Source organism: Paenibacillus antri (assembly GCF_005765165.1).
In the GTDB taxonomy this organism is placed as follows: domain Bacteria; phylum Bacillota; class Bacilli; order Paenibacillales; family YIM-B00363; genus Paenibacillus_AE; species Paenibacillus_AE antri.
Genome location: NZ_VCIW01000022.1, coordinates 107,709 through 128,454 on the forward strand (window position 1 = coordinate 107,709; position 20,746 = coordinate 128,454).

Annotated in this window: 19 protein-coding genes and 1 tRNA gene; 2 read left to right on the forward strand and 18 right to left on the reverse strand. The window is 62.1% G+C overall.

The annotated features are described in order from the left end of the window. Positions 1-23: 23 nt before the first annotated feature. Positions 24-1,085 (reverse strand): sugar-binding transcriptional regulator, encoded by a 1,062-nt coding sequence (locus FE782_RS26160; protein ID WP_138197314.1) that lies wholly within the window; start codon positions 1,083-1,085, stop codon positions 24-26. A gap of 287 nt (positions 1,086-1,372) precedes the next feature. Here FE782_RS26160 and FE782_RS26165 point away from each other — a divergent pair. Further along, a tRNA-Arg gene (locus tag FE782_RS26165) sits at positions 1,373-1,447 on the forward strand. Between the two features lie 345 nt (positions 1,448-1,792). Here FE782_RS26165 and FE782_RS26170 read toward each other — a convergent pair. After that, positions 1,793-4,186 carry an immune inhibitor A domain-containing protein gene (locus FE782_RS26170; protein ID WP_138197315.1) on the reverse strand — a complete coding sequence of 798 codons (2,394 nt, stop codon included), beginning with the start codon at positions 4,184-4,186 and terminating at the stop codon, positions 1,793-1,795. 288 nt (positions 4,187-4,474) lie between these two features. On the opposite strand from FE782_RS26170, the gene clpP reads away from it, so the two are divergent. Further along, positions 4,475-5,059: an ATP-dependent Clp endopeptidase proteolytic subunit ClpP gene (gene clpP / locus FE782_RS26175; RefSeq protein ID WP_202914615.1), complete on the forward strand. Its 585-nt coding sequence runs from the start codon at positions 4,475-4,477 to the stop codon at positions 5,057-5,059. A 138-nt stretch (positions 5,060-5,197) separates the two neighbouring features. Here clpP and FE782_RS26180 read toward each other — a convergent pair whose 3' ends face one another. From FE782_RS26180 to hisD, 16 genes are all read right to left on the reverse strand, one after another. Next, positions 5,198-5,980 carry an SIMPL domain-containing protein gene (locus tag FE782_RS26180; RefSeq protein ID WP_138197317.1) on the reverse strand — a complete coding sequence of 261 codons (783 nt, stop codon included), beginning with the start codon at positions 5,978-5,980 and terminating at the stop codon, positions 5,198-5,200. 116 nt (positions 5,981-6,096) lie between these two features. Next, entirely contained in the window at positions 6,097-6,882 is a 786-nt protein-coding gene (map, locus tag FE782_RS26185; RefSeq protein ID WP_138197318.1) for a type I methionyl aminopeptidase, read from the reverse strand. A gap of 145 nt (positions 6,883-7,027) precedes the next feature. Beyond that, complete coding sequence (locus FE782_RS26190; RefSeq protein WP_138197319.1) at positions 7,028-7,297, reverse strand: HPr family phosphocarrier protein; 270 nt, start codon at positions 7,295-7,297, stop codon at positions 7,028-7,030. A gap of 114 nt (positions 7,298-7,411) precedes the next feature. Continuing rightward, the gene (whiA, locus tag FE782_RS26195; protein WP_138197320.1) at positions 7,412-8,344 is read right to left on the reverse strand and encodes a DNA-binding protein WhiA; all 933 of its coding nucleotides are present in this window, start codon (positions 8,342-8,344) and stop codon (positions 7,412-7,414) included. 25 nt (positions 8,345-8,369) lie between these two features. Next, positions 8,370-9,347 carry a gluconeogenesis morphogenetic factor MgfK gene (gene mgfK / locus FE782_RS26200; protein WP_274388769.1) on the reverse strand — a complete coding sequence of 326 codons (978 nt, stop codon included), beginning with the start codon at positions 9,345-9,347 and terminating at the stop codon, positions 8,370-8,372. A 15-nt stretch (positions 9,348-9,362) separates the two neighbouring features. Next, positions 9,363-10,265: an RNase adapter RapZ gene (gene rapZ / locus FE782_RS26205; protein ID WP_138197321.1), complete on the reverse strand. Its 903-nt coding sequence runs from the start codon at positions 10,263-10,265 to the stop codon at positions 9,363-9,365. Positions 10,266-10,326: 61 nt separating this feature from the next. Beyond that, a complete protein-coding gene (locus tag FE782_RS26210; RefSeq protein WP_138197322.1) occupies positions 10,327-11,277 on the reverse strand; it encodes an ROK family glucokinase in 951 nt (316 codons plus the stop codon). 148 nt (positions 11,278-11,425) lie between these two features. Next, positions 11,426-12,379: a thioredoxin-disulfide reductase gene (trxB, locus tag FE782_RS26215; protein WP_138197323.1), complete on the reverse strand. Its 954-nt coding sequence runs from the start codon at positions 12,377-12,379 to the stop codon at positions 11,426-11,428. Positions 12,380-12,444: 65 nt separating this feature from the next. After that, on the reverse strand, positions 12,445-14,193 hold the full coding sequence (locus FE782_RS26220) for a tetratricopeptide repeat protein (RefSeq protein WP_439116458.1): 1,749 nt from the start codon (positions 14,191-14,193) through the stop codon (positions 12,445-12,447). 112 nt (positions 14,194-14,305) lie between these two features. Beyond that, positions 14,306-15,262, reverse strand: a complete 957-nt coding sequence (locus tag FE782_RS26225; protein WP_439116459.1) for a ribose-phosphate diphosphokinase — start codon at positions 15,260-15,262, stop codon at positions 14,306-14,308. Between the two features lie 118 nt (positions 15,263-15,380). After that, positions 15,381-16,040 carry a bifunctional phosphoribosyl-AMP cyclohydrolase/phosphoribosyl-ATP diphosphatase HisIE gene (hisIE, locus tag FE782_RS26230; RefSeq protein WP_138197324.1) on the reverse strand — a complete coding sequence of 220 codons (660 nt, stop codon included), beginning with the start codon at positions 16,038-16,040 and terminating at the stop codon, positions 15,381-15,383. A gap of 26 nt (positions 16,041-16,066) precedes the next feature. Next, positions 16,067-16,825: an imidazole glycerol phosphate synthase subunit HisF gene (hisF, locus tag FE782_RS26235; RefSeq protein WP_138197325.1), complete on the reverse strand. Its 759-nt coding sequence runs from the start codon at positions 16,823-16,825 to the stop codon at positions 16,067-16,069. A gap of 38 nt (positions 16,826-16,863) precedes the next feature. Next, positions 16,864-17,631, reverse strand: coding sequence for a phosphoribosylformimino-5-aminoimidazole carboxamide ribotide isomerase (gene hisA, locus FE782_RS26240; protein WP_138197326.1), 768 nt, complete (start codon positions 17,629-17,631; stop codon positions 16,864-16,866). 6 nt (positions 17,632-17,637) lie between these two features. Continuing rightward, a complete protein-coding gene (hisH, locus tag FE782_RS26245) occupies positions 17,638-18,264 on the reverse strand; it encodes an imidazole glycerol phosphate synthase subunit HisH (protein WP_138197327.1) in 627 nt (208 codons plus the stop codon). A gap of 3 nt (positions 18,265-18,267) precedes the next feature. Beyond that, positions 18,268-18,864, reverse strand: coding sequence for an imidazoleglycerol-phosphate dehydratase HisB (gene hisB, locus FE782_RS26250; protein WP_138197328.1), 597 nt, complete (start codon positions 18,862-18,864; stop codon positions 18,268-18,270). Between the two features lie 579 nt (positions 18,865-19,443). Next, complete coding sequence (gene hisD / locus FE782_RS26255; protein WP_138197329.1) at positions 19,444-20,739, reverse strand: histidinol dehydrogenase; 1,296 nt, start codon at positions 20,737-20,739, stop codon at positions 19,444-19,446. Between the last annotated feature and the right edge of the window lie 7 nt (positions 20,740-20,746).

Genomic DNA, 20,746 nt, shown 5'->3' on the forward strand with positions numbered 1-20,746 from the left:
CTGGGTGTTTCCGGTACATCATATCAGGTGCTTGCGTCAAGAGAACTGAACTGCAGCATGGCCATGGCGGCCGCTTCGTCGGTAATCAATACGTCTTCTTGCCCGTTCTTCAAGACGGCGGCGATCGCTTCCGCCTTGCTTCCGCCGCCGGCGACCGCGATGACGGTCTCCATGCGCTGGATGTCCTCGAGCCGGAGTCCGACCGTCGGCATCCGATGCACGACTTCTCCGGCCCTGTTGTAGTAGTAGCCGAACGATTCGGCCACCGCGCCGCCCGTGCGGAGCTTCTGAATCGTCTCCGCGTCCACTCGTCTTCTGCGAGCCATCTCATAGGCTTCCCCAATGCCGTGCACCGCAATGCGGGCGCGCCGCACAATATCTGCCACTTCGCGGATATGGGGTTCGCTCATGAGCGTGGCGATCGCCTCTTCGCCGACGTCGTCCGGCACGTGCATCAGCCGGTAGCCGCCGCCCGTGCGCTTCGCCATCGTGGACGCGATCGTGCCGGACTGCAGCTCGACCCGTTCGCCGAGGCCCCCGCGGGCGGGGACGAACAAGGCGCCCTTCAGGCCTTGCGACGCGCTGAGGTGATCGGCGACCTCGACGATCGTCGAGCCGCCGGTGATCGCGACGACGAGCGGCTCGTTGTCCGCGCGTTCCATCGCCGCCGCGGCTCGCGTCAGCTCGGCGGCGCCCGCCTTGCCGAGCTCCCGCTTCGCGAGCGGGTCGCGGTCGGCGTCGCCCGGGACGACGACGACTTGGCGCAGCCCGAACGCCGCGGCGAGCCGATCCTCCAGCTCCGCGAGACCGAACCATTCCTTCATCATCGGCTCCATGTCCGCGAGCAGGGAGATGCCGGCATCGCTGACGCGCATGCCCGACGTCTCGATGTCGACGAGCCCTTGCGACTTCAGAAATTCCGTCTCGGCGCGCAGCACGCGCTCCGACATGCCGAGCGCGGCGGCCAGCGTGCGCCGTCCGACCGCCCCGGCGTGCCGGAGATGCCTTAGAATCGTATATCGCTTCTTCAAAACGTCCACGACGTCCGGAGCCAACACTCTCTGAATTTCGAGAACGGTCCGCATGACGAACCTCCCCTTGCCGCGCCGCGCGCATAACGATCTTCTTCGCGAGCGCTTGACCTTCTCATTTTATCCGGTTCGCGCCGGCGTCAAACGGGGAGGAATCTTTCTGTGGGACCAATTACGTCCCGACCATCCGTTTTCCGTCCCACTAACATCATTTTACTCTAGCGTTTGGAAGGATGCAACTCCTTTTCAAAGAAATTTGACCCTTCCGGAAAATGGATTTTTTACGGGCTTGCATTTTCTCCGCGGATGTCATATACTTAATTTCGCTGTCACAACAACACGCGCCCGTGGTCCAATGGATATGACGTAGGCCTCCGGAGCCTGAGATCGGGGTTCAATTCCCTGCGGGCGCGCCATACATACCAACAAGAGCTTCCGCAATCGCGGGGGCTTTTTTTTATTTGCCCCGCGTGGGGCGTCGGGGCGTTCCGCTTCCGACACACTTCATATAAGGAGGGCCCAGAGGACGAGCCCGGGCGGTGTACCCGCTGCGTCTCTTTCTAACCTGATTTCTTTTGCTCAGGCAGCAGTCCACTCCAAACACGCAGGCCCATAAGTATTGGAATCAGATTCGAACGAACCGCGTGGTCGCGCGTTACCGCGAACACCCTACCCGAGCGAAAGAAATGAGGTCGGAAAGACAGCTAGAATCGAAAGACGCCGCCCGTCCCGAAGGACGAGCGGCGTCGTCGAACTATCGCTTACTTATAAATGAGCACCTGAGCGGCGGAGCGATCGGAAGCTTCGCCGATCACCCCTACCTTCAGCCCGAACTGCGGCAGCAGGCGGCCTGCGTCCGGCAGCCCGGCGTTCGCGTAATCGGCGCCGTCGTTGAACAGCGGATTATGCGACGCGTTCGGATCCGTAATCGTCAGACCGTAGATAGACGTATAATCGATGTCCATCTTCTCGCCTTTCTCGAGACCGAACGCGGCGTCGTGGAGCTGGAAGCGCGAAGCGGCAGGCACGCCGTCGCTCCACTTCACGACCTTCTGGTCCGCGTCCACGAGGCCGAGGAAGCCCTCGCCCGGGTGAATGCCGGTCCAGTTGTCGGTGTACGATTCGTCCACGTACCAGATCAAGAGGCCCGGGTCGTACGACATCAAGCTGTCTCCCCGGAGGATATGCGCCAGTCCGGCGTCGACGCCGTTGTGCGAACGCCACTCGAGCAAGTAATATTGCGCCGCCGTGAACGTTCCCGTATCGACGGTAAACCCGTCGAGCGCGAACGCCGGCTCCGTCGACGCCTCCGCGCCGTCCGACAGAACCGTCTCGCCGTCGATCGTAACCGCGATGTCGTCGATGTACCAGCCCATCTCCGAGACGGCGACGTCCGTCCAATAGTTGAAGCGCAGCTCGATCGATTGCCCGGCATAAGCCGAAAGGTCGAACCAGCCCTCGACCCAGCCGTTCGAATGGCCGGTGATGCCGTGTCCCGGGTTTTGACCGTAATCGTCCTGCGTCGTCGTCAGGTTGCCCGGAATCGACTCCCAAGCGCCCCCGCCGGCGCGGACTTGCACGGAACCGAAGTCCCATTGCTCCTCGATCTGATACCACGTCTTGAACGTCAGCGCCGCGCCGGTCGCGCCGGTCAAATCCAGCGTCGTCGTCATGGACCGATCGAGCTCGTCGCCCCGGCCGCTGTAATATTCGTATTCTCCGCTATACGGAGTGTTGACCGTGACGACCTTATCCGGCAGATCGATGCGGACGACGTCGTCGTTCGCGCCTTTCGTGACCGCTTCGTCGAGCGTCGCGACGACGCCGCCCGCAGGGATGTCGTCGATATGGATCGCCGAACCCGACAGCCAGTTGCCGCCCAGATTCGCTTGCAGGAATTCCTTCGACCAGGCGCTGAAGCCCGTCGGTTCGGTGCCCGGCACCGCGCCGGCCCAAGAGCCGCTGGACATGATCGACCAGTATCCGACCGCTTCGCCTTGTCCCGAATAGATCGTGTCGTATTCGTCCGGAAGCCCGAGATCGTGGCCGTACTCGTGCGCGAAGACGCCCGCCGCGCCGTCCGCCGGCTGAATCGTGTAGTCGTACGCGCCCATCAAGCCGCCCCAATACGGCACGCTCGCCGTCGTGCCCGGCAGCGTCGCCACGCCGCCCAGGTTCGAGCGATGCGACCAGACGGCGTCTCCGCCGAGGGCGCCGCCCCCGGCTTCCTCGCCGACCGAGGAATGGACGACCATCAGATGGTCGACGAGTCCGTCCGGCTCGCGCAGGTCTCCGTCGCCGTCCAGATCGTACCGATCCTCTTGATCGTACGAAGCGAGATCGATCGACGGATCCGCCGCCGCGGCCAGGAGCGCTTCCTGCACCAACGCGCGAGGACGAATGTCGTTATCGTCCGGTCCCGGATAGTTCGCCCCGTAATACGAGGACGGCTGGCTCGCCATATACCAGCCGGCTACTTCGCCCTCCACCGTATAGCTGCCGCCGGATTGCGCTTCATAATATTGCTTCATGGAGGTCAAGCGCTCGCCGTTCGGGCCTGCATAGCCGTCCGCGCCGAACACCATATCCTCGTAGTGCGATTTTAAGTATTCGTCATAATACATATCCGTCTCCTCCGGCGCGATGGCGTTCGCCGGGAAGTCCGGGTATTCGATCAAGAGCACGAGCACGCGGTCGGTCACGCGTCCCCCGTTCCAAGCCTCCGCCTGCGCGGAAGGGACGACGTTCTTCTTGGCTTGCCCGAGCTTGTTCCCGCTCCCGCGAGTCAACCCGTTCGCGAGCAGCTTCTCCTCCATCGCGCGATCCCGCTTCGTCTGCCGCGACTGCAGTTCGCCGTCTTGCGCGGCGTCCGCGGCGGCCTGCGCCTTCGCGCGAAGGAAAGAGCTCACGGCCGCCTGCGCTTCGGCCGGCGTGGCGTTCGCCGCGATGCGGCCGTCCGCCTTCAGCATCGCGACGAGCCGGTCTTCGTTCGCGATCGCGAGATCGAACGCCCCGGCCCCGGCGGAACCGGAACCCGACAGCGTCGGCGAAGCGGAGGAACCGGCGGCGAATGCGCCCGGCAGCGCGCCGGCGCCGGCCGAACCGATTCCGAGTGACAGGGCGAGTGCAGCAGAAAGCAGCTTCTTACGTTTCATAAGTTCCCTCCCGAAGATTAGCTAGTAGCCAGGATTCAGAAATTCGGTTTTTCGGCACCAACTCCTCCATCGAAATTTGTCGAATATTCAAAATAATCCCAAAGTCCTGCAACAACCTCTCATCCCCCCTTATCCAGCTCCTCCCATAGTCTCAGGGGGTGCAGGCCCTAACGAACCGGGCGAACAAATTCTCTTTGACCAATTTTGACTTTTACGCCGGATTGGGGTAATATGTTTTTGGCAACACTAGTCTGGAATGGATGATCGGAGGATGAGACGCTTATGAACATGAATTTGGTCCCTATGGTCGTGGAGCAGACGAACCGCGGCGAACGTGCTTATGATATTTACTCCCGGTTGCTGAAAGACCGCATTATTTTCCTGGGAACGCCGGTGAACGACGTCGTGGCGAACAGCATTATCGCCCAACTGCTGTTCCTGGCTGCGGACGACCCGGAGAAGGACATCAGCCTCTACATCAACAGCCCGGGCGGTTCGATCACGTCGGGCATGGCGATTTTCGATACGATGCAATTCATTAAACCGGACGTCTCGACGATTTGCGTCGGCATGGCGGCGTCCATGGGCGCGTTCTTGCTCGCGGCCGGCGCCAAGGGCAAGCGTTACTCGCTCCCGAACGGCGAAGTAATGATCCATCAGCCCCTCGGCGGCGCCGAAGGGCAAGCGTCCGACATCGAGATCCGCGCGAAGCGCATTCTCAAGATGCGCGACAAGCTGAACGGCATCTTGTCCGAGCGTACGGGTCAACCGTTGGAACGGATCGAGAAGGACACCGACCGCGACTACTTCATGTCGGCCGCGGAAGCGAAGGAATACGGCTTGATCGACAAGGTCATCGAGAAAATCCAATAATCGGAAAACCCCTGCGTCGCTCCTTCGAGCGGCACAGGGGTTTTTATTAGCGGCTCATTGCCGCGGAACACTCCGCCGGCGTATACGAAAAAGCCGCTCCGCCCTCCAGAAGAGGACGAAGCGGCTCGGATCCGACCGCTATTGCATCTCGTACGTGACGCTGACCGTCGTCGTCACTTCCATCTCGCCCGGCTGCACCGACGTCGAGGCGCCGCCCGCATCTGCCGCGAACTCCGCTTTCGCCAACGGATAATACGGCGGCGGGGCGCTGCCGACGCTGCCCTGCTGGACGTGAATAACGCCCTTCACCGAGCGGCCTGCCGCCTTCGCGATCGCGTCCGCCTTCAGCTTCGCGTTCGCCATCGCCTTCTCGATCGCCTGAATTTCGTAAGCGTCCGACTTCTCCGTGCCGAATTGGATGCCGTTCACGCGGTTCGCGCCCGCCTTCGACACCGCGTCGAGCAGCTTGCCGATGCCGTCCAGGTCGCGGTACGACACCGTGACCGTGTGGTCGGCCGTATACCCCACCAGCGTCGACTGTCCCTTATCCGACCAGTTATACTCCGGCTGGACGTAGAAACCGCTCGTCTTGATGTCCTTCGGCGCGATGCCGAACTGCTCCTTCAGCGCCTTCTCGACCGCCGCGAACGCCGTCGCGTTCGCCGTCTGCGCCTCGTTCGCCGTCTTTCCCTTCGTCGACACGCCGAAGCTGACGTACGCGATATCCGGCTGGATCGCGATCGTGCCCTGCCCCGATACGGAAATCGTCCGCTGAGCCGTCGACGCCGCCGTCGTCTCCGCCGCCATCGCCGTGCCTCCCTTCGCCGAATCGACGATCGCCGGCCCGTACACCGGCGCCGCCGCCAACATCGCGCCCGCGATTCCCGCGATCGCCCACCGCTTCCACGCTGCCCCGTTCATCCGAAAAACCCCTTCCTCGTTCGAAAATGGTCTGAATGTTCAGATCTTATCCTTCTAGACGGAAAGTCCCGGATGAAGGTTGCCAAGCCGAAAAAGATTTTCGGCGTCGCAGGGGCCTATTCCGCCAACGTCATGATGACGGCGTCTCCCTCGGTGACGACGACCGTATGCTCGAACTGTACGACGAGGCTGTTGTCCGGCACGAGCAGCGCCCAGCCGTCGTCGCCTTCGTTCACGTTCGTCGCGCCCGTCGAGAGGAACGGCTCGATCGCGATGACGACGCCCTTCTTGAGCAGCCGCCGCTCCCGCGGATCCGGGTAATTAAATACGTGGCTCGGCTCCTCGTGCAGCTGCCGTCCGAGACCGTGTCCCGTCAAATTCCGGATGACGGTGTAGCCGTTGTTCTGCGCTTCCCGCAGCACGGCGCGCCCGATCTCGCTCAGCTTGCCGCCCGCTTTCGCCTTGCCGATGCCGGCGAACAGCGCCCGCTCGCACGCGGCGAGAATGCGCAGCTTCTCCGCGTAAGGATGCTCCGGCGAGAAGCTTTTATACGCATCCGGCTTCGTCCCGCATACCATCGTAGAGCCCGTATCCGAGTAGAAGCCGTCCAACACCGCCGACACGTCGACGTTGACCAAGTCGCCAGCCTTCAAACGGTTCTCCCCCGGAATGCCGTGCGCCACGCACTTGTTCACGCTGATGCACGTCGCGCCCGGGAAGTCGTACATCGTCTGAGGCCCCGAGACGGCGCCGTGCGCCTTCAGCACGTTCTCCCCGATGCGATCCAATTCTAATGTCGTGATCCCCGGCTCCACCGCCGCCAGCATCGCCTCGCGCGCCGCGGCGACGGCCCGTCCCGCGCGGCGAAGTCCGGCCCATTCCTGTTCCGAAGTAACGATCATTCGTCCAAGCCCTCCTGTTCGTTGAAAAAAGCTCCGTCTTCCAGTATATTCACCGGAATCGAAGCCGACGTTCGTCTCTATAAGTAAACTATCCCGAAGTCGTTACACCCGAAAAAAAGCTCCCGGATCCCGGAAGCCTCTTGACCTATTGATTTTCCAGTTCTTCCTTGCTGACCAATGCTACTAAAGCGTTTACAGCCTGCTCTGCGTCGGAGCCCTCTGCGCTTATGTGGATTTCCGTGCCGGAGCTGATCGCCAAACTCATGATACCCATGATGCTCTTCGCGTTAACTTTCTTCTCATCCTTCTCGACAAACACCTCGGATGAAAATTTATTCGCTTCTTGCACGAATAGAGCCGCGGGTCTAGCGTGGAGACCGGTTTTTAGTTTCACGACCACTGGCTGTCTCGTCATTGGATTCGATATCCCCCTAACCGTAAATATACCATTACGCAACGGTTTACCACGAAGTTTTCATTATTATAGCACTTTTCCGACCCTTGCACTAGAATCAAACCGGGAAACGGCTTAATTTCTCAATTTTTCTGCCATTTCATCGATTTTTCGCAGTCTGTGATTGACCCCGGATTTGCTGACGCTGCCTTTCAGCATCGCGCCGACTTCCTTCAGGTTCAGGTCGGGATATTGCAGCCGAATGACCGCGACCTCGCGCAGCTTCTCCGGCAGGCTGTCCAAGCCGACTTCTTGCTCCAGGAGCTTTATGTTCTCGATCTGCCGCACGGCGGCGCCGATCGTCTTATTCAGGTTCGCGGTTTCGCAGTTGACGATCCGATTGACGGAATTGCGCATATCCCGCATGATCCGGACGTCCTCGAACTTCAGCAGCGCTTGGTGGGCGCCGACTACGCTGAGCATTTCGATGATTTTCTCGCCTTCTTTGATGTAAAGCACGTACCCTTTCTTCCGTTCGATGCAGCGAGCGTTCAGGTGGAACTTGTTGGCCAGCTCGCACAACGCGTCGCAATGCTCCTCGTACATGGAGGCGATCTCCAGATGGTACGACGACCCTTCCGGATTGTTGACCGAGCCCCCGGCGAGGAACGCCCCCCGCAAATACGAGCGGCGGCAGCAAGCGTTCTTAATGATGTCCGGCTCGATGCCGGGCGTGAATTGAAACCCTTGGCCTTCCTTGATAATCTGGAGCGATCGAAGCAGCTCCTCGACTCCGGCCGGCACGCGAACCATATAGATGTTGTTCTTCTTGAGGCGCATCTTCTTGCGGACGAGCACCTCGGCGTGCAGACGATACGTGCGCTTGAGCAGCGTAAAGATGCGTCGGGCGATCGCGGCGTTCTCCGTGGTGATGTCGAGGGCGATGCGGCCGCCCGCGATGCGCATCGAGCCGTTCATGCGAATCAACGCCGACAGCTCGGCTTTCGCGCAGCACTCGTCCACTTCGATCATCGTTAATTCTTTCTTCGTTTGGGCGGCGAACGACATTCTCGTCTCCCCTTCCGTCTCCCGTTTATTGACCGATCGCAAGCCGATAAATATGGTGGCTCAGCTTGTTCGCGTCGTGCCGCAGCACGCCTTGGAACAAGATCAGCTCGTCGGCGATCGTCCGGTAGCCGAGCGCCGCCAGCGTCTCGAGGTCGAGGCGCACGACGTCGGCTCCCTTCTCCGCGTATAAGCTGCGCACGCGGCGCGGGATGTCGCTATTATTGACGATGACGGTGTCGAACAACGGGCCGCCCACATGGCCGGCGATCGCGTTCACGTGATCCGCGACCGAATAGCCGTCGGTTTCCCCGGGCTGCGTCATCACGTTGCAGATGTACACCTTCGCCGCGTCGGAGGCGCGGATCGCGTCCGTGATGCCCGGCACGAGCAGGTTCGGAATGATGCTCGTGTACAAGCTTCCCGGACCGAGCACGATCGCGTCGGCTTCGCGAATCGCTTCGATCGCCTCCGGCAGCGGCTCCACGTCGGGCGGAAGCAGGGAGACGCGTTCGATGCGTCCGCCGTACTTCGTAATCTTCGATTCGCCTTCGACGACCGCGCCGTCCGCCATCCTGGCCGACAGCACGATGGAATCGTGCGAAGCCGGCAGGACGCTGCCCCGCACCGCAAGGACGCGGCTCAGCTCGCGGACGCCCGTGACGAAGTCGCCGGTGATGTCCCGCAGCGCTGCCAAAATTAAGTTACCCAAACTGTGCCCGGCCAATCCGGTACCGTTCGAGAAGCGATACTGCAGCATCTCGCTGAGCAGCGGCTCCGACTCGGCTAGCGCGCTGATGACGCTGCGGATATCGCCGGGGGGCGGCATCTGCAGCTCGTCGCGCAGGCGGCCGGAGCTGCCGCCGTCGTCGGCGACGGTGACGATCGCGGTAATGTCGACCGGCTTCTTCTTCAGACCCCGGAGCATGACCGAGAGCCCCGTGCCGCCGCCGATGACGACGACGCGCGGGTTCGCTTCGTCCTTCGCCGCAGGTGGGTTCTTCAAGCGCCCCCCTCCCTTCTAATGTCTATCTCGATCCGCGTCGCGATGGTTCACGCGAACCGACTCCGTCTCCGTGCCGGCGAACGCCTTGCCCAAATATTCCGCGATGGCGACGGAGCGGTGTTTGCCCCCGGTGCAGCCGATGCCGACGACGACCTGGCTCTTCCCTTCCTTGCGGTACTGCGGAATAAGGAAGTTCAGCATGTCGTGCAGCTTCGCGAGGAACGTCTGCGTGTCGTTCCACTTCATGACGTAATCGTACACCTCTTGTTCCCGCCCCGTATTCGGACGAAGGTGCTCGACGTAATGCGGATTCGGCAAGAACCTTACGTCGAAAATGAGGTCCGCGTCGATCGGCACGCCGTACTTAAACCCGAACGAGACGAAATTGAGCGACATCGCGTTCGTCTCGGCGTCCGTAAACCGCGACGCGATCCGCTCCTTGAGATCCGCCGGCTTCAAGTTGCTCGTGTCGATCACCTGCGTCGCCATGCCCTTCAGCTCTTCCAGCAGCACGCGCTCGTTGCGGATGCCCTCGAGCGGCGCTCCCGTCGGCGCGAGCGGATGGCGGCGCCGGCTTTCCTTATACCGCTGGACGAGCACGGAGTCGGTCGCGTCCAAATACAAGATTTCGAAGTGCACGGTGAAGTGGTTCTTTAAATCTTGGAGCGATTCGGACAGCGCCGTGAAGAACTCCCGGCCGCGCAGGTCGATGACGAGCGCCACCTTCCCGATGCGCCCCTGGGATTGTTCGATCAGCTCCGCGAATTTCGGAATGAGCACCGGCGGCAAATTGTCGACGCAGAAGAAGCCCAGATCTTCCATGCTCTGTACGGCGATCGTCTTGCCGGCGCCGGACATGCCCGTAATGATCACGAGCTTCGCGGGCGCCGCCCTATGCTGGCTTTGATTCGTCTCCATAGCGATCGTTCGCCTCCCTGCGGTTCATAGATTCGTTCGATCGGAAACGGAACGGCGCGAATTACAAGGCGCGCAGATGCAAGCCCGCGGCGCCTACGACGCCGGCGTCGTTGCCGAGCTCCGCCGGCACGATGTCGACGATCGCCCGCTGCGGCGTATACTTCGCGAACACCTCGCGCACCGCGTCGAACAAAATATCGCCGGCCTTCGCCACGCCGCCGCCCAGAATGAAGCGCTCCGGATTAACGATAACCGCCGTGGCAGCCATCGCCTTGCCGAGATAGAACGCGGCGCGCTTCACGATGCGCAGTGCGACTTCGTCGCCGGCCTTCGCCGCGTCGAAGACGTCCTTCGCCGCGATGCTCGGCAGATCCGCGAGCGACGTCTTGTCTCCGCGCTCCACGGCGTCCTTCGCCATGCGGATGATGCCCGTCGCGGACGATACGGTCTCGACGCAGCCGTGTTGGCCGCAGCCGCATTGAATCGCTTCCATATCCGGCACGACCTGCACGTGGCCGAGCTCGCCCGCCATCCCGGAGAAGCCTTCGTAAATTTTTCCGCGGGCGATGATGCCCCCGCCGACGCCCGTCCCGAGCGTGTAGACGACGACGTTCTGGAGGCCGCGGCCCGCGCCGCTCCACGCCTCGCCGAGCGCCGCGACGTTCGCGTCGTTATTGATTTTCACCGGCTTGCCGAGCTTCTGCTCGAGAATCGCCTTCACCGGCACGTTCCGCATCGAAGGGAAATTCGCCGAGAAAATGACGACGCCCGTCTCGAAATCCATGAAGCCGGGAATGCCGACGCCGACGCCGGCGACGTCGTCCCAAGACGCATTGTAATCGTCCACGATCCGGCGCACGTACGCGGCGATATTGTCTAGGATGACGTCGTTCCCGCTCTCGGTTCCCGTCGGTCCTTCATAGGTGCGCAACAGCTTCCCTTCCGCGTTGCAAATGCCTACCTTTACAGTCGTGCCGCCGATATCGACGCCTACATACAATGCTTGCGACATGCGGATCCCACCTCGTCACCGTTAATTATTCTGTACCTCACTATAAGGCAACCGCTCCGGGAGGTCAAGGCATCTTCCGGCCCTCGGGAAAGCGGAAAAACGCCGCCCGACCAAGGGTCGAGCGGCGTGAATCTATAGAGTGCTAGCATTATTTGGACAACGTTTCGCTCCAGTCATGCGCCGCATGCCCTTCGAGGAACCGCTCCGCGTCGAGCGCCGCCATGCAGCCGCTGCCCGCCGCCGTAATCGCTTGGCGGTACTTGTTGTCCTGCACGTCGCCGCAAGCGAAGACGCCCGGAACGTTCGTCTCGGACGTGCCCGGCTTCACTTGAATGTAGCCGACTTCGTCCGTGTCGATCGCGCCGCCGAGGAACTTCGTGTTCGGCGTGTGGCCGATCGCGACGAAGATGCCGTCCGTCTCGAGGACTTCCTCTTCGCCCGTCTCGTTGTTGCGCACCTTCAGACCCGTTACGCCCTTCTCGCCGGCGACGACCTCAAGCGGCGTCTTGTTCAGCGCCCACTTGATTTTCTCGTTCCCGCGCGCGCGGTCCTGCATGATCTTCGATGCGCGAAGCTCGTCGCGTCGATGCACGAGCGTCACCTGCGAAGCGAACTTCGTCAAGAACGACGCCTCCTCCATCGCGGAGTCGCCGCCGCCGACGACGATGATCTTCTTGCCGCGGAAGAAGAAGCCGTCGCAAGTCGCGCACGTGCTGACGCCGCGGCCTACGTTGTCCTTCTCGCCGGGGATGCCGAGGTACTTCGCCGACGCGCCCGTCGAGATGACCAGCGCTTCCGCCTGCAGCTCGCCGTGGCCTTCGACCTGCAGCGTGAACGGCCGCTTCGACAGGTCGACGCTGTTCACCCAGCCCGTCTTGAACTCCGCGCCGAACCGCTCGGCTTGCTTGCGCATGTTGTCCATGAGCTCGGGACCCATGATGCCTTCCGGGAAGCCCGGGAAGTTCTCGACCTCGGTCGTCGTCGTCAGCTGGCCGCCCGGCTCCGGTCCTTCGATAATAAGCGGGCTCATGTTCGCCCGCGCCAAGTAAATCGCCGCCGTCAACCCCGCAGGGCCCGTACCGATAATAATGACTTTCCGCATACGTCTCTCTCCTCCAGTCCGATACCCGTTTAGAATTTAGAATGATTCTAAACAATGACTCTATCTTACAACTTTTCGCCGAAATTCGCAAAGATCGAATCCATCTTTTCGCGCAAGCCGCACGTTTCGTCGATATGCTTCGCATGCTTGCTGACGGTCGTGATGGATACGCCGTACCGCCGGGCCACGTCTTGGTACGACGCGGTTCTGCGGTGCATCTTCGCCGTCAAATATTCGAGGGCGCCCGCCCAGCCTTCCTTCTTCGTCAGCTTCGGAATGGCCGGATACGCGCGGGTCAGAAACTCCACCCATAGCGTCACCATGTCGAATTGTTGGATCATATCGTACCGCGTCGACATGCGCACCATCGCGAGATCGATCACTTCTTGCCATTCGGCGTTCCAGACGGGCAGGTTCGGCGAGTAGACGTTCTTCTCGAACGCGACCTCCCGGCCGCCGATGAGCGCCGTGATCGGCCCCTTCACGCCCATGCCGCGGAGCGCGAACACGGATACGTTCTTGACGTAATCGTCTTCGTTCGGATCGGACAGCAGCTCCGTCAGCGAGTCCGCCACCTCCGCGTCGCCGATCATGCCGTACGCTTGGATGACCTGCAGCTTCGTATCGCGATCGCCGTGGCGCAGCGCCCAGAAGAACGAGGATCGCAGCAGCGGATCGTTCCGCAGCCGCTCCGGTACGTATCCCGCCGCCTGCGCCCGCTGCAGCTGTCGGAGCTGCTCCTCGAACGGCAGATGGTAATGGTAGCTGATCGTCATCTTGCCGTCCTTCGCGAGGCCGCTCTCGATTCGGTCCAGGACGTTCATATGGAACTTCGGAATGTCCGAACCGGGATCGAGCTTCTCCGCTTGCTTCCAGAAGCGTCGCGCCTCCGCGTACCGGTCCAGATTGTAGCAGGCGACCGCCGCGTAATGGTACAGGCACACGTCGGCCTGCCCCGCTTCGGTCTTCAGCAGCCGGCGGAAGTGGCGCAGGGCGGAATCGTGGCGCCCGAGCACGCCCATCGTCGTCGCCAGCTTGAAGACGTGCTCCTGATGGTACGGCACCGTCTTCTCGAGCAGCTCGACGAGCTCCTCGAGCGGTTCGCGTTCGCCGGCATGCTGCAGGAAGATCGCCAGATTGCAGAGGCCGTGCAGATTGCCGGGATCGATCGCGAGCACCTGCTTGACGGCCGCGAGCGCGTCCGTAAATCGTCCGACGTAATAGTAAGCCAAGGCAAGATTATTATGCGCAGCGGAAAACTCCGGATGCATCCGGACCAAATTCTCGAGCAGCTTGATCGCTTCCGTGAATTTTCCTTCCTCGAGCATCGAACGGGCGCGGTCGTGCTCGACGAACCCCTCGCGGCTCTTGATCTTCGCGATCTTCATCGGACGCTCCAGCTCGAAGCTGAGCAGCTCCATCATCTCTTCCGATTCATCGAGGAATTGGCCGTTGGCGTCGTGCTCCAAATAATGGACGAGCGCCTTCTCGGCCGACTCGAAGTCTTCCATGTTGGCGAAGTTGTTCGCCATATAGAAATAGCATTCCGTCATCGACGGGTCGACGCGGTCCACGATGTGCTTCAGCACGTCGTTGGATTCGCCGTATTTCCCCATCTCCGACAGGATGCCCGCCATATTGCAGTGATTGACCGGATTGTCCGGCTCGTATTCGACGGCGCGTCGGAAATACTTCAGCGCCTTGTCGTATTTGTATCGGTCCAGCGACTGTACCGCTCTTTCAAAAAAGAACGTCGCATCCATATGCAGAGGGATGACTTTCCGTTTGGGGGCTAGATGCTTAGTCTTTTCCAAGTGCGATCGGCACCTCCGTCTTCCACCGGTAGTTGTAAGTCATGTCGAGTATAGCATAGTTTCCGCGGGGTCCGGTACCGCCTTTCGGCCTTGCCTGTCCGGCTTCCCCGGCTTAGACGCCCCCGCTCTTGAACAGCACCGAGATCGAGCCGCCCTCGTGGATGATCCGAATCGCGTCCGCGAGCAGCGGGGCGACCGAGCGCACCTTCACGTTCGACGGCAGCGCATCCGGCAGCGCGATCGAATCGGTGACGACCACCTTCGCGATGTTCGGGTGCTCCATCCGGGCGATGGCCCCGTTCGAAAACACCGGATGCGTCGCGCAGATGATCGCGTCTCCGGCGCCCTTTTCCTTCAGGCCTTCGACGACGTTGATAATCGTGGAGCCCGTATCGATGAGATCTTCGATGATGATCGGCGTATGGCCTTCGACGTCGCCGATAATATGCGTGATGACCGACTCGTTGTGCGTCGGTCGCTTCTTGATCATGATGGCGAACGACAAGTCGAGGTAGCCCGCCAGCTTCTCCGCCATCTTCGCGCGGCCGGCGTCCGGCGACACGACGATCGGATTCGGCAGGTTCATGCCGCGAATTTCGTCGCTGATCAGGTCGAGCGCGGTCAGATGGTCGACCGGAATATTGAAGAAGCCTTGGATCGCCGGCGCGTGCAGATCGATCGTCACGACGCGGTTCGCCCCGACCGTCGTCAGGATGTCGGCCACCATCTTCGCGCTGATCGGCTCCCGCGGCGCCGCCTTTCGCTCTTGGCGGGCATAACCGTAATACGGCAGCACGAGATTGACCGTGCGGGCCGACGCCCGCTTCGCCGCGTCGATCATGACCATCAGCTCGACCAGATGCTCGTTGATCGGATGGGACAGCGATTGCACGAGATATACGTCGCAGTTGCGGATCGTCTCCTCGTAATGCACGTAGATCTCTCCGCTCTTAAACCGGGCGAGCTTGATTCGACCCAATTCGACGCCGAGCTCGGCGCACATCGCCTCCGCCAGCTTCGGGTTCGACGACCCGCTAAACACCTTCACTCGATCGCTATGCAACAGCATCCTCGCCAAGTCCCCCTTACGATAATTCGCAACGTTTACGCTCTTAAGTGAATTGTACCATGAAAAGGCTCCAATAAAAAAACCTTACATCCGGCTTGCGGCCGGACGTAAGGCTTTTTTATTTTTTGTGACGGCGTTCCAGCTCCTGCAGCACTTCGTCGAGCGGCAGCTTCTGCTCCTGGAGCAGGACGAGCAGGTGGAAGATCAGGTCGCTGGCTTCGTAGCGCAGTTCGTCCGCGCTGCGGTTTTTCGCCGCGATAATGACCTCGGCCGCTTCCTCGCCGACCTTCTTAAGAATTTTGTCGACGCCCTTGTCGAACAAGTACGTCGTATACGCGCCTTCCGGCATGTCCTTCTCCCGTTGGGCGATCGTCCGCTCCAGCGCTTCTAAGATCGCGAATCGATGAGCGCTCGGCGCCGTCTCGGCGGCCGCTTGCGTCTCCCGCTCGAAGCATGTCGTCGCGCCCGTGTGGCACGCCGGCCCGGCCGGGACGACTTCGACGAGCAGCGTGTCCCCGTCGCAGTCGAGCTTGACGCTCGCGATGCGCTGCGTATTGCCGGACGTCGCGCCCTTATGCCACAGTTCGTTGCGCGACCGGCTCCAGAAGACGGTCTCGCCCTTCTCGGCCGAAAGCCGGAACGATTCCTCGTTCATGTACGCCATCATCAGCACTTGCTTCGTGCTTGCGTCCTGCACGATCGCCGGCACGAGTCCGCGTTCGTCCCACTTGATTTGCGCCGCCAGTTCTTTCATCGGCATGAATACGGTGCTTCCCATGGATTTCTTCCCTCCTGCAAGTTCCGTTACCGGACTTCGATTCCTTTTCCGAACAAATAGCCCTTCACCTGATCGATCGACATCTCTTTATAATGGAAAATCGTCGCCGCCAGCCCCGCGTCCGCCTTCCCTTGCGTGAACACGTCCGCGAAGTGCTCGACGCGTCCCGCTCCGCCCGAGGCGATGACCGGGATGCCGACCGCTTCGGACACCGCCCTCGTCAGCGGCACGTCGAAGCCGTCCTTCGTGCCGTCCGCGTCCATCGACGTCAGCAGCAGTTCGCCGGCGCCGAGCATCTCGGCCTCCTGCGCCCACTCGATCGCCCGCTTGCCGGTCGGCTTCCGTCCGCCGTGGGTGTATACCTCCCAGGCGCCCCACTCGGGGTTGAAGCGCGCGTCGATCGCGACGACGATGCATTGGCTGCCGAACTTGCGGGCGCCGTCCGTAATGAGCTGCGGGTTCAGCACCGCCGCCGTATTGATGCCGGTCTTGTCCGCGCCGGCGCGCAGCAGCCGCTTCATGTCGTCGACCGACGAGATGCCGCCGCCGACCGTGAACGGGATGCTGATTTCGCCGGCCGTCTGCTTCACGACGTCGACCATCGTCGCGCGGCCTTCGTGCGACGCCGAGATGTCGAGAAACACGAGCTCGTCGGCGCCTTCGCGGTCGTAGAGCGCGGCCAGCTCGACCGGATCGCCCGCGTCGCGCAGGTTGACGAAGTTGACGCCCTTCACGACGCGGCCGTCCTTCACGTCGAGACACGGAATAATGCGTTTCGCTAACATGGTTGTTCGTTCTCCCCCTTGGGCCGATCGGCCGCCGCCTATCGCGCGCCTTCCTTATCGCACCAGGCGATCACGTCGCGATACGGCAGCTGCCCGCCGAAAATATCGAGCGCGCTGCCGATCGTAATGTCGAGCCGGCCGCCCGTAATGTCGCGGAACCGTTCGAGGTCGGCGAGCGACCTGGCGCCGCCAGCGTACGTCGTCGGAATCGTCGTCCACTCCGCCAAGCTTGCCGCGAGCTTCTCCTGCACGCCTTCGCGCTTGCCCTCGACGTCTACGGCGTGAATGAGAAACTCGTCGCAATACGATTCCAGTTCCGCCATGTTCGCCGCGTTCACCTCGAAGTCGCTGAACGTCCGCCATTGGTTCGTCACGACGAAATATTTGCCGTCCCGCTCCTTGCAGCTCAGATCGATGACGAGGCGCTCCTTGCCGACCTTCGCGACGATCTTGTCCAGGTGGTCCCGGTTCAGCTTGCCGTCCTGGAAAATGTACGAGGTGACGATGACATGCGACGCGCCGAGCGCGAGGTAGCGTTCCGCGTTGTCCTCTCGGATGCCGCCCCCGATTTGCAAGCCGCCGGGATAGGCGCGCAGCGCTTCCTCCGCCGCCTGCTCGTTGCCGCCGCCCAGCATAATAATATGGCCGCCGGTCAAGCCGTCTTCCTTATACATGGCCGCGAAGTGACCGGGCGATTGCGTCGAGACGAAATTTTCCACGACTTGCGACGGATCGGCCTGCAGCGTCTCGCCGACGATCTGCTTCACCTTGCCTTGATGAATATCGATACACGGTCTGAATTTCACGGTGGTTTATCCTTTCGCCGGTTTCGCCGCGCTAAGCTTCAAGAAGTTGCCGAGGAGACGCATGCCGAGATCGCTGCTCTTCTCCGGGTGGAACTGCATGCCGTAGACGTTCCCCCGACCGACGATCGCCGACACCTCGCCGTAATAATCCGCCGTCGCGAGCAAGTCGCTCCGTACGTCCGGGATGACCCGGTACGAGTGCACGAAGTAAGCATGGCCGCCGTCGATGCCGTCGAGGATGGGGCTGTCCTGCAGCTTCGTCAGCCGGTTCCAGCCCATGTGAGGCACCTTGAACGGCCCCTTGAACCGCTCGACGCGTCCGGGAAGCAGGTTCAGCCCCATATGCGTTCCATGCTCCTCGCTTTCCGTGAAGAGCAGCTGCATCCCGAGGCAGATGCCGAGCAGCGGTTGCCCGCTCTCCGCGACCCGGCCGATCGTGGCGTCCAGTCCGGATTCGCGGATGAGCTCCATCGCATCGCCGTACGCGCCGACGCCGGGCAGGATGACGCCTTCCGCCGCAAGGATCGCCGCCGGGTCGGCCGTCACGACCGCCGCGGCGCCGAGCCGCTCGACCGCCTTGCCTACGCTGTGCAGATTGCCCATGCCGTAATCGATAATGGCGATGTAGCTCATTCGTTACAGTACCCCCTTGGTGGAGGGCACCCCCTGCACGCGCGGATCGATCGACGTCGCTTCGTCGAGCGCCCGGCCGAGCGCTTTGAACACCGCTTCGATCATATGGTGCGTGTTGCGTCCGTAGTGCACGATGACGTGCAGCGTGATGCGCGACTCGAGCGCCAGCTTCCACAGGAACTCGTGCACGAGCTCCACCGTGAACGTCCCGACCGTCGCCGCGGGGAACTCGCCCTTCAGCTCGAAGTGCGGCCGCCCACTGATGTCGACGACGACTTGCGCCAACGCCTCGTCCATCGGCACGAAGACGCTCGCGTACCGCTTAATGCCGCGCTTGTCGCCGAGCGCTTCCTTCAGCGCCGCGCCGAGACAGATGCCGATGTCCTCGACCGTGTGGTGGTCGTCGATGTCGACGTCGCCGCGCGCTTCGACGCTCAGGTCGAATTGGCCGTGCTTCGTGAAGAGGTCGAGCATATGGTTCAGGAACGGCACGTCGGTTTCCAGCTTCGACGCTCCCGCTCCGTCCACTGCGAACGACAGCGTAATATCCGTTTCATTCGTCTTGCGGGCGATGTCCGCCCTCCGCGCTTCTGCTGCCACTGTTGCTTGGCCCCCGTTCGTAAGTTGAATTTGTCCGTATCGTCGCGCCTGTAGTCGGAGTTTCTCCGACTACTTCGCCCTCCGGGCCGGCTTCGGCGCCTGTAGTCGGAGTTTCTCCGACTATTTCGCCCTCCGGGCCGGCTTCGGCGCCTGTAGTCGGAGTTTCTCCGACTATTTCGCCCTCCGGGCCACCCTCGGCGCCTGTAGTCGGAGTTTCTCCGACTATTTCACCCTCCGGGCCGGCCTCGGCGCCTGTAGTCGGAGTTTCTCCGACTATTTCGCCCTCCGGGCCGCCCTCGGCGCCTGTAGTCGGAGTTTCTCCGACTACTTCACCCTCCGGGCCGGCTTCGGCGCCTGTAGTCGGAGTTTCTCCGACTATTTCGCCCTCCGGGCCGGCCTCGGCGCCTGTAGTCGGAATTTCTCCGACTATTTCGCCCTCCGGGCCGGCCTCGGCGCCTGTAGTCGGAGTCTCTCCGACTACTTCGCCCTCCGGGCCGGCCTCGGCGCCTGTAGTCGGAATTTCTCCGACTATTTCGCCCTCCGGGCCGCTCTCGGCGCCTGTAGTCGGAGTTTCTCCGACTATTCGCCTCGCTCCGCGTCGAGCCGCACCTGAATCGCGCGCGCGTGGCCCTCGAGCCCCTCGCGCCGCGCTAACGTCATGATGCGGTCCCCGTTCTCGAGCAGCGCTTCCCGGCTGTACGAGATCAGGCTGGACCGCTTCAGGAACGTGTCGACGCCGAGCGGCGAGAAGAACCGCGCCGTCCCGTTCGTCGGCAGCACGTGATTCGGGCCCGCGAAGTAGTCGCCGACCGACTCCGCGCTGTACGGCCCGAGGAAGATCGCGCCCGCGTTCTCGATGCGCCCGACCCAACCGAGCGGGTCCGCGACCAGCAGCTCGAGATGCTCCGGCGCGAGCCGGTTGCTGATCGCCGCGGCTTCGTCCAGCGACGACGTCAGCAAGATCGCCCCGTGCCGGCGAATCGACTCCGCCGCGATGTCGCGCCGCGGCAGCGTCTCGAGCTGGCGCTCGACCTCCGCCTGCACCGCCTCGGCGAAGGCGCGCGACGGCGTCAGCAGCACCGCCGACGCCATCTCGTCGTGCTCCGCCTGCGACAGCAAATCCGCCGCCGCGTAAGCGGCGTTCGCCCCCTCGTCGGCGATGACGACGATCTCGCTCGGTCCGGCGATCGAGTCGATATCGACGACGCCGTAGACGAAGCGCTTCGCCAGCGCTACGTAGATGTTGCCCGGTCCGACGATCTTATCGACCGCGGGAATCGTCTCGGTGCCGTACGCGAGCGCCGCGATCGCCTGCGCGCCGCCGACGCGGTACACCTCGGACACGCCCGCCTCCGCGGCCGCGACCAAGATGTACGGGTCGATCCCTTCCTTCCCGCCCGTCGCCGGCGGCGTCACCATGACGATATCCTTCACGCCCGCCACGACGGCCGGAATGATGTTCATAAGCACGGACGACGGATACGCCGCCTTCCCGCCAGGCACGTATACGCCTACGCGCGCGAGCGGACGAATGAGCTGTCCGAGCGTCGTGCCGTTCGGCTGCGCATCGATCCACGATTGCTTCTTCTGCTTCTCGTGATACGCGCGAATGTTGACCGCCGCCGCGCGAATCGCCTCGAGGAACGCCTCGTCGACCGCCCCGTAAGCCCCGGCGATCTCCTCCGCCGTCACGCGCAGCCGATCCGCCGTCAGCGTCACGCCGTCATGCTCGGCGGTCAACGCAAGCACCGCGCGGTCGCCTTCCGACCGCACGCGCTCGACGATGTTGCGGGCGGCGGTTTGCTGCTCCTCGTTTTCGTTATCGATCCGCCGGTCGAGCTGAAACTCGTTCGGACGCAATATGCGTAAATTCATCTCGTAA

Coding starts and splice junctions, on each gene's coding strand:
- FE782_RS26160 (WP_138197314.1), bottom strand. CDS start 1,085: ATGCGGACCGTTCTCGAAATTCAGAGAGTGTTGGCTCCGGACGTCGTG.
- FE782_RS26170 (WP_138197315.1), bottom strand. CDS start 4,186: ATGAAACGTAAGAAGCTGCTTTCTGCTGCACTCGCCCTGTCACTCGGA.
- clpP (WP_202914615.1), top strand. CDS start 4,475: ATGAATTTGGTCCCTATGGTCGTGGAGCAGACGAACCGCGGCGAACGT.
- FE782_RS26180 (WP_138197317.1), bottom strand. CDS start 5,980: ATGAACGGGGCAGCGTGGAAGCGGTGGGCGATCGCGGGAATCGCGGGC.
- map (WP_138197318.1), bottom strand. CDS start 6,882: ATGATCGTTACTTCGGAACAGGAATGGGCCGGACTTCGCCGCGCGGGA.
- FE782_RS26190 (WP_138197319.1), bottom strand. CDS start 7,297: ATGACGAGACAGCCAGTGGTCGTGAAACTAAAAACCGGTCTCCACGCT.
- whiA (WP_138197320.1), bottom strand. CDS start 8,344: ATGTCGTTCGCCGCCCAAACGAAGAAAGAATTAACGATGATCGAAGTG.
- rapZ (WP_138197321.1), bottom strand. CDS start 10,265: ATGGAGACGAATCAAAGCCAGCATAGGGCGGCGCCCGCGAAGCTCGTG.
- FE782_RS26210 (WP_138197322.1), bottom strand. CDS start 11,277: ATGTCGCAAGCATTGTATGTAGGCGTCGATATCGGCGGCACGACTGTA.
- trxB (WP_138197323.1), bottom strand. CDS start 12,379: ATGCGGAAAGTCATTATTATCGGTACGGGCCCTGCGGGGTTGACGGCG.
- FE782_RS26225 (WP_439116459.1), bottom strand. CDS start 15,262: ATGCTGTTGCATAGCGATCGAGTGAAGGTGTTTAGCGGGTCGTCGAAC.
- hisIE (WP_138197324.1), bottom strand. CDS start 16,040: ATGGGAAGCACCGTATTCATGCCGATGAAAGAACTGGCGGCGCAAATC.
- hisF (WP_138197325.1), bottom strand. CDS start 16,825: ATGTTAGCGAAACGCATTATTCCGTGTCTCGACGTGAAGGACGGCCGC.
- hisH (WP_138197327.1), bottom strand. CDS start 18,264: ATGAGCTACATCGCCATTATCGATTACGGCATGGGCAATCTGCACAGC.
- hisD (WP_138197329.1), bottom strand. CDS start 20,739: ATGAATTTACGCATATTGCGTCCGAACGAGTTTCAGCTCGACCGGCGG.